This window comes from Paenibacillus sp. JCM 9796 (assembly GCF_055379675.1).
In genome coordinates this window covers 86,936-99,677 of record NZ_AP043723.1, presented here as the reverse complement: position 1 = coordinate 99,677, position 12,742 = coordinate 86,936, and the positions used below count along the sequence as shown (strand labels likewise).

General features: G+C 51.0%; 12 protein-coding genes. 10 read left to right on the top strand and 2 right to left on the bottom strand.

Features of this window, described 5'->3' with window-relative positions:
• The first annotated feature begins 60 nt into the window (after nt 1-60).
• The 9 genes from ACZ439_RS00485 (at nt 61) to ACZ439_RS00445 (ending at nt 9,364) form a co-directional block, all read left to right on the top strand.
• Nucleotides 61-1,731: a GspE/PulE family protein gene (locus ACZ439_RS00485; protein WP_054797387.1), complete on the top strand. Its 1,671-nt coding sequence runs from the start codon at nt 61-63 to the stop codon at nt 1,729-1,731.
• Between the two features lie 130 nt (nt 1,732-1,861).
• Nucleotides 1,862-2,905 (top strand): type IV pilus twitching motility protein PilT, encoded by a 1,044-nt coding sequence (locus ACZ439_RS00480; RefSeq protein ID WP_464620473.1) that lies wholly within the window; start codon nt 1,862-1,864, stop codon nt 2,903-2,905.
• A gap of 41 nt (nt 2,906-2,946) precedes the next feature.
• Nucleotides 2,947-4,164, top strand: a complete 1,218-nt coding sequence (locus tag ACZ439_RS00475; RefSeq protein ID WP_464620472.1) for a type II secretion system F family protein — start codon at nt 2,947-2,949, stop codon at nt 4,162-4,164.
• A gap of 59 nt (nt 4,165-4,223) precedes the next feature.
• Nucleotides 4,224-4,601, top strand: a complete 378-nt coding sequence (locus tag ACZ439_RS00470) for a competence type IV pilus major pilin ComGC (RefSeq protein WP_054797388.1) — start codon at nt 4,224-4,226, stop codon at nt 4,599-4,601.
• Between the two features lie 78 nt (nt 4,602-4,679).
• On the top strand, nt 4,680-5,507 hold the full coding sequence (locus ACZ439_RS00465) for a prepilin peptidase (protein WP_054797389.1): 828 nt from the start codon (nt 4,680-4,682) through the stop codon (nt 5,505-5,507).
• Between the two features lie 145 nt (nt 5,508-5,652).
• The gene (gene pilM, locus ACZ439_RS00460) at nt 5,653-6,870 is read left to right on the top strand and encodes a type IV pilus biogenesis protein PilM (RefSeq protein WP_464620471.1); all 1,218 of its coding nucleotides are present in this window, start codon (nt 5,653-5,655) and stop codon (nt 6,868-6,870) included.
• Nucleotides 6,867-7,880: a hypothetical protein gene (locus tag ACZ439_RS00455; RefSeq protein WP_054799877.1), complete on the top strand. Its 1,014-nt coding sequence runs from the start codon at nt 6,867-6,869 to the stop codon at nt 7,878-7,880. The genes pilM and ACZ439_RS00455 overlap by 4 nt, the downstream gene beginning before the upstream one ends.
• Before the next feature lie 11 nt (nt 7,881-7,891).
• Nucleotides 7,892-8,725 carry a hypothetical protein gene (locus ACZ439_RS00450; protein WP_372812756.1) on the top strand — a complete coding sequence of 278 codons (834 nt, stop codon included), beginning with the start codon at nt 7,892-7,894 and terminating at the stop codon, nt 8,723-8,725.
• A gap of 9 nt (nt 8,726-8,734) precedes the next feature.
• Nucleotides 8,735-9,364: a stalk domain-containing protein gene (locus ACZ439_RS00445; protein WP_054797395.1), complete on the top strand. Its 630-nt coding sequence runs from the start codon at nt 8,735-8,737 to the stop codon at nt 9,362-9,364.
• 32 nt (nt 9,365-9,396) lie between these two features.
• Here the strand turns inward: ACZ439_RS00445 and ACZ439_RS00440 are convergent, their stop codons facing one another.
• Both ACZ439_RS00440 and ACZ439_RS00435 read right to left on the bottom strand, forming a co-directional pair.
• Complete coding sequence (locus ACZ439_RS00440; protein ID WP_054797396.1) at nt 9,397-9,930, bottom strand: prepilin-type N-terminal cleavage/methylation domain-containing protein; 534 nt, start codon at nt 9,928-9,930, stop codon at nt 9,397-9,399.
• Nucleotides 9,923-10,429 carry a type IV pilus modification PilV family protein gene (locus ACZ439_RS00435; protein ID WP_372812758.1) on the bottom strand — a complete coding sequence of 169 codons (507 nt, stop codon included), beginning with the start codon at nt 10,427-10,429 and terminating at the stop codon, nt 9,923-9,925. Before ACZ439_RS00435 ends, ACZ439_RS00440 begins: the two co-directional genes overlap by 8 nt.
• Before the next feature lie 89 nt (nt 10,430-10,518).
• Here ACZ439_RS00435 and ACZ439_RS00430 point away from each other — a divergent pair, with 89 nt between their 5' ends.
• Complete coding sequence (locus ACZ439_RS00430) at nt 10,519-12,720, top strand: hypothetical protein (protein WP_464620470.1); 2,202 nt, start codon at nt 10,519-10,521, stop codon at nt 12,718-12,720.
• Nucleotides 12,721-12,742 lie beyond the last annotated feature (22 nt).

The window sequence follows — 12,742 nt, the reverse complement described above, 5'->3', positions numbered from 1 at the left end:
TTTTCAAGGACTTTATCGTTTGGGGCTTGGGTACATATTCGGATCGGGGGGGAACGCGTAGTGGCTCTACGGAAACGGATCGGCGACCTGCTCGTGGAGGCGGGGCTGTTGACTCCAGAGCAGCTGTCGACGGCTCTGCAGGAACAGCGGGAAACGAAGATGCGGCTCGGCGAATTTCTTATTAACCGCAACTACATCACCGAACAGCAATTGATCGAAGTGCTCGAGTTCCAGCTGGGCATCCCTCACATCCAGTTATATCGCCAAAAGATCGATCCGAAGGTCATCAATCTTATTCCTCAGCGGCTTGCCGAACAGCATCAAGTGCTCCCGGTGCGTACGGAAGGCAACAAGCTGATTCTGGCGATGGCCGACCCGCTCGATTATTTCGCCATCGACGAGCTGCGCATGAGCACGGGACTTCGCATCGAACCGACTATTGCGGCTCGGGACGAGCTGCAGCGGGCGATCAAGCGTTATTACGGCTTGCAGGAATCGGTCGAGCAGATCAGTCAAATCCTGCAGAACCGGGAGATCGAGGAAGCGAGGCCGCAGACCCGGGAAGACGACGATTCGCCGGTTGTCAAGACCGTGAATCAGATTATAATTCAAGCGGTTCAGATCGGCGCCAGCGACATTCACATTGATCCGCAGGAAGACAGTCTTCGCATCAGGTACAGGGTGGACGGCGTTATGCGTACGGAGCGTTCACTGCCGCCTCACATGCAGAGCGTCATTATTGCCAGGGTCAAGATCATGGCGAACTTGAACGTCGCCGAACGACGTCTGCCGCAGGATGGCCGGGTGGAGATGGATATTGAATTCCGGAAGGTCGATATTCGGATCTCCACGCTCCCGACTATTCACGGCGAGAAGGTCGTGATGCGGGTGCTCGACCTCGGCAGCGCCCTTACGGATATCGAGAAGCTCGGGCTTTCGGAGCATAACTTGGGATTGTTTATGAAAGGGATTCAAGGCGCGCACGGTGTCGTACTGATTACGGGGCCGACGGGAAGCGGGAAGACGACCACGCTGTATTCCGCTTTGTCGAGGCTTAATCATGAGGACGTCAACATCATTACGATTGAGGATCCGGTGGAGTATCAGCTGCAAGGCATTAACCAGGTTCAGGTCAATCCGGTAACCGGTTTAAGTTTCGCCAGGGGACTGCGGGCGATTCTTCGTCAAGATCCGAACATCGTCATGATCGGGGAAATCCGCGATGTGGAAACGGCGGAGATCGCTGTCCGCGCCGCGATGACCGGTCATATGGTGTTGAGTACGCTGCATACGAACAGTGCCGTGAACGCCATCACCCGGCTGATCGATATGGGCGTCGAACCGTTCCTCGTCTCTTCGTCGGTCAACAGCATCGTCGCTCAGCGCTTGGTGAGGCGAGTTTGTCCTTCGTGTTCCGTCGCGTATTCGCCGTCCGAGGATGAACGGAAGCTGTTCGAGGCTCACGGTTTTGAGGCGCGAACGTTGAAGAAGGGCCAAGGCTGCGCAGAATGCGGCCGCAGCGGGTATCGGGGACGGCTGGCGATTCATGAAATCTTGACGCTCGACGATACGCTCCGGTCCATGATCCTGCAGAAGAGGCCGGACAGCGATTACCGCGCCTATGCGCTGACCCAGTCTTATGTCCCGCTTGTCAAGGATGGGCTTGCGAAAGCGGCTGCGGGTTATACGACGCTGTCTGAAATATTCAGAGTGATCGGGAATGAATCATAAGCATTTCTAATACATAGTTCTATAGATGTACGTTCGCTATAAAGAAATAGTTCGAATTAACTAATATTTAATGGCAGATCACCCGGATTATGCGTATAATGATAATAAATGGGAAATTGAGGGGTCTGATTTGAGCGTAATTGACTTGTTGAAGCTGGCTTATGAGAAGAAAGCTTCAGATATTCATATTACCGTACATTCGCCGGCCGTGTTTCGGATTCACGGCGATCTCAAGCCGGTTAACGGCGAGGTGCTGACGCCTGCCCGCACGGTCGAGCTGGCCCGGGAGCTGATGACGAACGAACAATATCAATCGTTTATGAGCAAGGGCGACCTGGACTTTTCCTATGGAATACCGGATGTGTCCCGGTATCGTGTCAACGCTTTTCAACAGAAGGGAAACGTCAGCTTGACGATCCGCCTGATTCCGAGCCAAATCCCGCAGATGGAAGCGCTCGGGCTGCCAGCGATGGCCGAAGAGTTCGCGAAGAAGCCGCAGGGCCTGCTCCTGGTCACGGGGCCGACGGGAAGCGGGAAATCGACGACGCTGGCGGCGATTCTGGACTACATCAACCGGACCCGCAACGATCACATTATTACGCTCGAAGACCCGATCGAGTTTGTTCACAACCATAAATCCTGCATTGTCAACCAGCGTGAAATCGGCGTTGACACCGCTTCGTTCGCGAGCGGCTTGCGTGCCGCTCTGCGTCAGGATCCCGACGTCATCCTGGTCGGCGAGATGCGCGACTTAGAGACGATCAGCACCGCCATCACGGCGGCCGAAACCGGTCACCTGGTGTTCGGAACGTTACATACCGCGGATGCGCCGCAAACGATAGATCGCGTGATCGACGTATTCCCTCCGGAGTCGCAGCAGCAAATTCGCGTCCAGCTTGCTTCGGTGCTGCTCGGCGTTATGGCGCAGCGTCTCCTGCCGACGGCTGACGGACAAGGCCGTGTCGCTGCTATCGAAGTGCTGGTGAACACGCCGGCGATCGCGAACCTGATTCGTTCCGAGAAGGTGCACCAGATTCGCTCCGCCATGCAAACCGGCAAAGCGCAAGGGATGCAAACGATGGAGATGTCGCTGCGCGAACTGCTGCAGCAGCGCGTTATCACGATGGAGAGCGCCCGGGAAGCGATGTTCGGCTTCGCAGATCTGAACGGTTAACGGCCATACATCTGAGTTTATGCGAAATGGAGTTGAGACCGGTGCCCAAGTTCGATTACAAAGCCGTGGACGATTATGGCCGCTATTACAAAGGCACCCTAGAAGCCAAAACGTTCCATCAAGCGATGGAGGAGCTGAAGGGCAAAGGGCTTTGGATCCTGGAACTGATCGATCAAAGCAAGAGCCTGCTTCGCAAGGAGCTGAAATTCGGCGGCGGGCCGAAGGTCAAGACGGAGCATTTCACCGTGTTTTGCCGTCAGCTGGCGACCTTGTACAAATCCGGGATCAATCTGGTGGAAGCCGTGCGGGTCCTGAGTGAGCAGACGGAAAGCAAGGAATTTCGCAAAATCTTGACCTCGGTCAGCGAAGAGATGGCCCGGGGAACGCAGTTCTCCGCAGCAGCAGCCCATTACCCGACGGTCTTCACAGGGATCTTCATCAATATGATCCGTGCGGGGGAGGCCAGCGGCAACCTGGACGAAATGCTGACGCGGCTCGCGATCTTCTACGAGAAAGAATATTACACGAAACAAAAGGTGAAATCGGCGATGGTGTATCCCGCCATCCTGGGGGTCGTTACCGTCATCGTCGTGATCATATTGATGACCTTTGTCGTTCCCAGGCTCGTGGGGAACTTTGCGACGATGGGGTTGGAGCTTCCGCTTCCGACTCGGATCGTCATTGCCGTCAGCGACTGGATGAAGCAGTTTTGGTACGTGGTTATGATGTTCTTGTTGGTACCGTCTTTCTTGCTAAGAATGCTGAAGAAGCACCCCAAAGGCGTGTACGGCTTGGACTATATCAAACTGAAACTGCCTGTTTTCGGAAAGCTATGGCACAAGCAAAGTTTGTCGCGGTTCAGCCGGACCTTCTGCTCCTTGTTCGCAGCTGCGATCCCGATGCTGCAAATGATGTCCATCGTATCTACCGTAGTCGGCAACGAAGTCATCGCGAAGCTTATTCGCGACTCGCGTGAAGGCTTGCGGGCGGGGAATTCCATCGCGGAGCCGTTCAAAAATTCGTGGCTGTTTCCGCCGATGGTCGTGCAAATGCTGCAGGTGGGCGAACGGACAGGGGCGCTCGACACCATGCTGGAGAAGGTGGCCGAATTCTATGAAGCCGACGTCGATGCGATGGCGGATCGTCTGAAGGCGCTTCTGGAGCCGATCATGATTTTAATTTTAGCGGTTATCGTCGGCGGTATTGTGCTGGCGGTCATGCTTCCTTCATTCAAGCTGATGGAGAACATGGGCGGCTAATGCCAGGGAATGAGTCAAGGTTTGATCACATCGTTTAATTATGGAGAGGAGAATGAACAATGGAGACTGTAATGAAAAAGCGGTTCAAGCTGACGAAAAATCAAAAAGGGATGACGTTGATCGAGTTAATGGCCGTTGTCGTGATTTTGGGGATTTTGGCCGCAGTGGCCGGAGCGGCAGTGACTAGAGGGTTTACCCAATCCCGTGTGAGCGCAAACGAATCGACAGAGAGAATTGTTCAAGATGCGTTGCAAAGACACTTTATGGAAACGGGCGGAAATCCTACCGCCGCATTGACTGACGGTGCAGCTGTCTTGCAGGAGTTGTTTACTGAAGGCTACCTGTCGAATGTGCCGACAGGTGTGACTGTAACGATTACGGACGGAGATAATGCAAACGACGGTGTGTATACAGTTACTGTTGCAACCACGCCGTAGGTAAAAATAGGCCTGAATATTTAAGAAAGGTAACCCCAAGTAGGGTTACCTTTCTTAACTCTTACTAAGGAGCCTGTGATGAGCCTTCTGAACGACACGTTAGCTTTATATAAAGCGTTATTCCAAGCGCATCCGCTTCTTCTCCCGTTAGTATCGGGTATCCTCGGCCTGTTCATCGGAAGCTTCTTGAACGTCATCGCCCTGCGCATTCCGAAGAAGGAATCCTTTGTTTACCCGCCGTCGCATTGCGTGCACTGCCATCATCGGTTGGGCGCGCTCGACCTGATTCCGGTTTTCAGTTATGTGCTGCTAGGAGGGAAATGCCGGTACTGCAAGGCTCCGATCTCGCGGATTTATCCGTTCGGAGAGTTCGTTACCGCCATATTCTTTGCAATCACTTCTGGTGTAATCGGTCTGAAGCCCGAACTCCTCGTCGGACTGTTTCTTGTCGCGATTTTATCCGCCATTACTTTAACGGATGTCAAATATATGCTGATTCCGGATAAAATCATGATCTTTGCCGTGGCGGTTGGGCTTATTCTGCGATTGTTCATTCACGGGCTCCCTTTATGGAACTATGGGGTCGCAGCATTAGTCGGAGGCGGCCTGTTGTATGGGATAGCCTGGGCATCGGAGTTCTTTATGAAGAAGGAAGGGATGGGCGGAGGAGATATCAAGCTGTTTGCTTTTCTCGGGCTCATGCTGGGTATCAAGCTTACCTTACTCACGATCTTTGCCGCTTCGTTATTCGGACTGATCGGCGGGCTCATTCTACTCAAGAGCAGCGGTCAAACAAGGGATGCGCATATTCCTTTCGGCCCCTTTATTGCGCTCGGCGCGATATGCTGTTATCTATGGGGAGACGCGTGTATCCGTGCGTATATAGACCTGCTCATCGCCATTTGATTTGTAATGGGGCCAATTGGAAATCGTTATGATGTCTTTTCATCGAATGACTATGATAAAATATAGACGTATATATTCGATTATTTTCGACAATTACCAACATTGAATGCTCTCAGGATTTATAGAGAAAGGAGGGATGGTCACTATGCCGAATCGGTTTTCTTCAATTGTACAATTATTCTCTCCCGTGACATCCTCTCTAGGACTCGAAATCACTGATTCATCCATAAAAATGACCGAATTGCGGCTGCATAAATCCAAGCCTCCGGAAATTAAAGCTTATCATGTTGAGAAGCTTCCGAAGAAAGCGGTCGAAGACGGACGTATTCTCGAGCCCGTTACCGTAACGCGTGCCCTGCAAACTTTGACGGCCAGGGTAAGCCAAAAAACAAAGTTCGTACATATGGTGCTGCCAAGCCAGGCGATTATGGTTCGTTTTTTGAAATTTCCGGATATTGCGCATAAAGATTTAGTCCGTTTGGTCGACTTCGAAATGAAGCATCATATCCATTTGCCCTTCGATCAGCCCGTATACGATTTCGTAAAAATGAACGGTACAGAGGCCGGACGTCTAACGGGTCATTCAAGCAGGCGGCAGAAGAAGATCGTTCATAACAAACTCCCGGAAGCAAGCAAAAGCGATGATTTATTCGGACAAGCTGCGGCTTCCAAAGAATCCGGCGGCTTGGATCTGAAAGGGGTAGACGGCCTCTTCGGCGATTCGAGACAAGCAGAGGAAGGACCGCAAGTAGAGAAAACGCAGTGCGAAGTGATGCTGGTAGCCGCTCCCCGCGAGCTGGTAGACGAGTATATGCATGCCGTGAAAGCGGCAAATTTGAAAGTATCCAGCTTGGAGATCAAGGCGTTGTCCCTATATCGGGTTATTGAATATATGGATTTTGCGGATAAGCAGGGCACATTGTTGGTGCTTGATATTAACGAGCGTTTGGCGGACATGAGTATTTTCCACGACGGGATGCTGAAAATCACACGGACCGTACCGGTTTCCTTCAGCGAGAAGGAAGAAGGGGGCGCGGCCTCGGACATCGATCAGCTTTTCGCTGCGTTCTCCGATCCGGATGCCGATTTCCGCGGTTCATGCGGCGATTTGGCACATGAGCTGGAGCGGCTGATGAATTTTTATCGCTACACGTTGAACAATCGTTCCCAGGAGTTTAGCCGGTTGGTGCTGGCCGGGGATGTAGGCCGGTTGAACGAGATCGCCGGGCTGCTTCGGGAGCGATTGCAGCTCGAGATCACCATGTTTTATACCGAGCGGGTGCAGGTGCAGAACATGTTCCAAGACCTGTTCCCGGTGTACGCCGTTCCGATCGGCTTGGCCTTGCGGGGGAATTCGACATGATGAACATCAACTTAGTTCCTAAAATTCCGAAAATACAGAAATACTTCGTTCCCTTATTAGTTACCTCGGGCGCTGCATCGGTGCTTGCTGCTGTGCTGCTTGTCACTTTTCATTTTTATCTGGAAAAGGGATTGTCCGATAAAGCGGTAGCGGTCGAGAGGCTTCAAGCGGAAGTGCGTGCGGTAACTCAGCAGCGGGTTCAAGATCCGATAACGGCTGATTTCCATCAGTTTGCGAATGAGATCCAGAAGCTCAAAAATGAGCGATACGATTGGATCCCTGTGTTCGAACTTCTGACCTCCCAGCTTCCGGAAGCGTCCAGACTACTGAACATGCAAAGTTATGAAACAGCAGCGTCAGCTGCGCCGAATAACGCCGCTGCAGCTTCTATGGCTTCCGAGCCGCAACGTTCCGTCAAATTACTCGGAGAGTTCGCCAGCTTACAACAATCGATGGAATACATGGTTCGCCTTCAGCAATCGGCTTTAATTGAAGCCGTCCATGTTGAAAGCATTACGCGGGCTCCATTGAAGGTGACGGCGGACGCGGGTAACCAACCGGTTGAATCCGGCTCGGGCGCGAATGCGGAGACAGGGAAGATTGATCGTACCGAAGCCTATATCCAATCGTTGGAAAATTCGCTCAAGCCTGAGGAAACGACAGGCGATCAATTGTTGAACGAGTTGAACTGGATGATTACCAAGCAGATGGTAGACCAGCAATTTGATTTACAAATCCCGGATACACCGGACAGATCCGGGAGCAGCCGGTCTGATGTATCGGCGCCTTCAGCCGCCGGCAAGTTAGCTATCACTGCGGAAGATATCAGGCAGGCTCAGCAGCAATTGGAACAATTTAAGAAGCAGTCGCCCTCAGCCTATTCGAATCAGACACCGTCAAACCGTGAAACCGGTGCAAGTTCCAACGCAGCCGTGTCTGAACCAACTACAGTTTTTAAGTATTCAGTAACCATTGAAGTAAAGTTAAAGGCTAAGGCTATATCAAAATAGGGGTTCGATACATGCGGAAGATGGCCGATTATTTGAACTATTTGAAGTCTCCTTACACGATCATGGGGAGCGTAGTGACCGCAGGTTTAGTTGTGAATATATACCTAGCCTTTGTTTTTGTGCTGCCGCCATATTTGAATGAACGTCAATTTAACAATCAGATTGATGCGTTGCAGCAGCAAAAAGCGGCTATTGAAAATAAGCCCATTCCCGCCAAGGTAACGGATGAAGACATCCAAAAGCTTGTCGAGCAAGTGCCGACCCAAGAAGAACTGGTCCGATTCCTCTTCTCCATAAGGGAGCTCGAGGCGAGTTCAGGCGCGATAATCGAAACGGTTTCAATGGGAAACGTGTCTTCCAACGATCCATTAACTGCGTTAGGCCTGACTTCGGGCAATGAGGAGGCACCCAGTACCCAGCAGCAAAATCGTTCGAAAAGTTCCACTGCCAACGGGAGTTCTTCCTCTCAAAAGCAGGCGAAAAATGATCAAACTACGGTAGCTCACGATTTGACCATCGCTATTAACGGCTCCTATCCAAGCACGGTCGATTTTATAAACGGCCTTTATCAGATGAACCGTTTTGTCAATGTACGAAAATGGACCGTTACGGCGGGGAATACGAACCCGGCATCTTCTGGAATGATTGCATCCAAAGCTGCTGACGAAACTCGTGAAAATACGCGAATGGTTATAGAGATCACGATATTTTCGGCAAGTGCTTACGAAGGGAAATTCAAGGAATTACCGCCGTTATCGCCCCATATCGTCGATAAGCGTCTTGACCCGACATGGACGGAAGAACATTTCCAGGCATTGCTAAGAACAACGCAGCCGCAGCAGTAGGAGGGAACGATGAACAAAAAGGTGGTTACCGCATTAGCGCTGGCGACGACGCTGGCGACTTCAGCTACCGTATTTGCGGAAGGCGGCTTGAAATCGATTCAGGTTTTATTTGAAAGAATCCATGTTGCCGTCAATGGCCAGCAAGCAGAGCTGGGCAAGGATTCAATTCTATACAACGGCTCCATCTATGTTCCTCTTCGCAGTCTAGCCGAGATGCTGGGCGCTGAAGTAAGCTGGAATGATGCCAACAGGTCTGTTAATCTGGATTTTATCAAGTCGCAATCGGCTGCCCTGCAAGCTTCTTCCGAACAAGGCATCTATCAATATGTTGCCATGACGAATAATTCTATTCTTTCGGAGCTGTTGAAGGCTTTGAAGACGACCGATACGGGCAGCATGCAATCCATCCGGGAACGGTATTTGAGCTTGGAGGATACCGTCAGAGATTTACAGGACGAGGAATTGGCCAATTCGTTTGCCAAAATGGCGGCAGCAGTGGAGCTTCTGCGGGGTGGTTGGGAAAGTAAAAATTTGGATGATTACAGCATCGCCTGGACCATATTTAATACGAATGCGGAGAAAGTCAATGCCATGTTGAAGGCCAAGCTACAGGGAAGCACTGCGTCTGCGCAAAAATAGGAAAGCCGGGTTAACATGACCCGGCTTTTCCGCTACCGATATTGATTCCAGGACGGGATGCTAATTGTGGTACTAAAATGCTGCATGTGCTTATCCGTTGTTCTGAAGTTCAAAGAAATCCGGATTGCCTGGGCTTGTAACGGGGAGGAACCGGTGATGATTTGCCCATGGGCATCGATCAGTTCGGCGTGCGCCTCCGTGACATTCGTTGCGATCAAGGTTGTGGCGACCCGATTGTTTGCTCTGGTGATGACGCTAAGATTCGTGCCTTCCCGCCGGTAATGCACGAAATCGTCGGGGGTATCGGGATTCCCGTCCGGAGCGGTTAATTCCAGGAAGTTCTCGTCGCTCTGCGAAATGACATAAGGTTGTTCCCTGACGCGATTCACAATATGCTCGGTAACGAGTCTGGCATTTTCCTGAGTCGATTCGCGTGCCGTTACGGTTGCAAATCCTGTGTAGGTTTGAAAAATAGCCGACGAAACAACTCCTATTACAATGGCAGCTATGGTAATGGCGGCGAGAAGTTCTACCAAGGAAAGGCCGCGTTCATTCAGTCTATTCACCTAATCCGCGCCTCTCGACGTAGCTCTGCAAGGAGTAGCTTGTTCGCAGCGCCTCGTTCTCCACTTCGACTTCAATATGCGAAAAAAAGTCGTGATAAGGAAAGGTATACGACTGGGAGGCGTCGTCCGGATTTGGTATCGTGATCCTTTTATCAGCGGGTATCGGAATGTTTCTAATGACAACCGTAAACTGTCGATCCGTGCCGGAAGGGTAATATACGGTTACGGCCTGGATGTCTGCGGATGGTTCTCGCAGCAGCGCCAAATCAATTTCTTGATGGTCTTCAAAAATAGTCATACGCTCAGCGCCAGAAGGCAGTTGTCCTTTAAGCTCCTCGATAACGGTTCTTGCAATATTGACGGACACGTCGCGTCTTTCTTCCCGATGCGAGAATTGGAAATTTTGGCCGAATAGGAGTGAAAAGGAGATCATGGCTACGCTTAGTATGGCTACGGCAGCCAGCACTTCGAGTAACGTAATCCCTCTTTCGTTATTCACAACAACACGCCCTTTTTGCACTAGGTCATTTGTATTATACTTTTACTATAGAGGATAACATGAAAACTTGTAAAGAAGGAATGGGGCATATGAAAATAGTCTCAGCCGAGCGGGGTTCTGCGTTAGTATTGGTTTTGTTTTTTGTCGTATTAATAGGTTTATTGTCGACGCCCTTGTTGTTTAGCACACGTCAAGGCCAACTGAACACGATTCGGGGAGAACAGTCGGAAAGAGCCTACTATTTAGCTGAAACAGGAGCTTTGATCGCTCAGCGGGCGCTATATGAAGCGGTCAGACACGAGCAATACAGATTAACCCCGGATCATCTGAATTCAATTATCCAACGTATAAGCGCCGTGCCGGACGTGCTTTATGATTCCGCCAGTCCCCAGGTGACATTGGAAGGGGGGGCAAATGACAATCTTCAGTTGGTATCGACGGGCCAATCCAAAGCGATTTCGCGGACGATCCGGCTGAATTTCAGCGTCAATCCGGGGACGCCAGGCGACGGGGCCGATAAATATAGTGTACCGGGCGGAATCTTCGGTCAAGAAGCGGTAACGCCTACCATTACGGCCGGGAAGCTGCAAATTTTCAAACGTCCTGACGGAGACATCATCGCTCAGGACGACACTGTGCCGAAAGCCAAATACGATGCTGATTTCACCGAATATTTGAATGCCCAATTTAACCGGAAGCCTGCTCCTTTAGACCCCGTTGCGATCCCGGCCGCTTCCCCATTGAGAGTGCCGGAAACACCTCTGAATGTATATACCTACACGAACCCGGACACGAACAAGCAGATGCTGAAAGCGGGGAGTCTGGCGTCCTACGCCTTATCACCGGGGAGTTCCAATCCTGTATGTACGCCTTCGGCGGGAAGTGTCATTATCGATTTATCGAATTCGGATCCGATTAACTGCGATATCGTTTCCGGCGGCGACATCACCATTAACTCCAACTGGAACAATTTAACGGTTAACGGCAATATCATCGCAGCCGGAAAAATTACGTTTAATACAAATTGGGCGAATGCTGTCACCGTACAAAAAAACATCATTAGCGGCAAAACGTTAAGCGTCGGCAATATGAGCGGGAAATTTCACGTCGTAAACGGTTCGATGAGCAGCAAGGAAAATATCCTGTTTGAACAAATGTCCGCTTTGGAAATTGGTGAGTCGTTGATTTCCGGCTTTCTCTCAACCGCAAACGCGGATTCCACGGGGATTAAATTTAATCAGATCGGCGACCGCTTGTCGATTGGCAAAGATTTGAGCTCTCAAGGGTATATTTATTTTTCGAAACAGCTGGGCGGTTGGGGGACGGAAAACAAAATCGGACAGGCGCTTTTGGCGGGGAAAGGGGTTTATTTTGAAGGATTTCGGAGGCTCGCCATCGGCAGTCCGAATAATAGCCTCAGCATGTTTCGAAGTCAGGGCACGGTAACCTTTAATGCCAATTGGGATAAACTTGAAATTTGGGGACCGATCGCAGCGGACAAGGACATCTTTTTCAACAGTTCCGTTAATGACATGACCGTTCACGGGGCGATTCGCTCGGACGGCAGGATTACGTTTAACAACACCGTAAGCGGATTGACGGTGCAAGGGCCGATCGCAGCAACGGGCCATGTTATGTTCAATAATACATTAAGCTCGGCCCGTGTATCCGGATCTATCAGCTCCAAGGGCAGTATTACGTTCAAATCAACCGTCGGAGGATTGAACTTGCTTGGAGCGGGCAGCTCTATCCTTGCTGGAAGCGACATTTTATTTCAAAATACGATTACCGGTCTTACGGTTCCAGGCAGTCTTGGCAGCGACGGGAGCATAACCTTCGCCAATACGATCGCCGGCACGGAAATTGGAGGTTCCATCTACTCCGGCGGGACGCTCACCTTGAGCAATGCCGTTGACGGCTTGCAAATCAAAGGATCGATTTATACAAACAGCACGGTGATTGGCAGCAGCAATACCTTTCCTGATATGACCGTGGACGGGACTTTTTTATCCAAGGGCAGCATTGAGTTTAACAATAGCATTACCGGGTTAAAAGTAGGCAGCTATATGGCCACAATGGGAGATATAAACTTCAAGAAGGACATCGGCGGTTCTCCGCCGTCCTTCGGAGGATTGTCGGCGGGCAGACAAATCGGCGTGTTTCCTTCTTATTACGGAAACCCTGAATTCAGGAACAGAACGGTTGTGCGCGTCGAGAGGAATCCGCCTACAGGAGGCGGAAGCCCAAGCAGTCCGCCTACGATCGAGTTTGGAGGATGGCAGGCGCGTTGACCCTCCGGTCGTCCCCTCCAGA

What these genes read in the sequence shown, in the direction of transcription:
- ACZ439_RS00470 (WP_054797388.1), top strand. Translation starts at nt 4,224, where the DNA reads ATGGAGACTGTAATGAAAAAGCGGTTCAAGCTGACGAAAAATCAAAAA.
- ACZ439_RS00445 (WP_054797395.1), top strand. Translation starts at nt 8,735, where the DNA reads ATGAACAAAAAGGTGGTTACCGCATTAGCGCTGGCGACGACGCTGGCG.
- ACZ439_RS00455 (WP_054799877.1), top strand. Translation starts at nt 6,867, where the DNA reads ATGATGAACATCAACTTAGTTCCTAAAATTCCGAAAATACAGAAATAC.
- ACZ439_RS00430 (WP_464620470.1), top strand. Translation starts at nt 10,519, where the DNA reads ATGAAAATAGTCTCAGCCGAGCGGGGTTCTGCGTTAGTATTGGTTTTG.
- ACZ439_RS00465 (WP_054797389.1), top strand. Translation starts at nt 4,680, where the DNA reads ATGAGCCTTCTGAACGACACGTTAGCTTTATATAAAGCGTTATTCCAA.
- pilM (WP_464620471.1), top strand. Translation starts at nt 5,653, where the DNA reads ATGCCGAATCGGTTTTCTTCAATTGTACAATTATTCTCTCCCGTGACA.
- ACZ439_RS00450 (WP_372812756.1), top strand. Translation starts at nt 7,892, where the DNA reads ATGCGGAAGATGGCCGATTATTTGAACTATTTGAAGTCTCCTTACACG.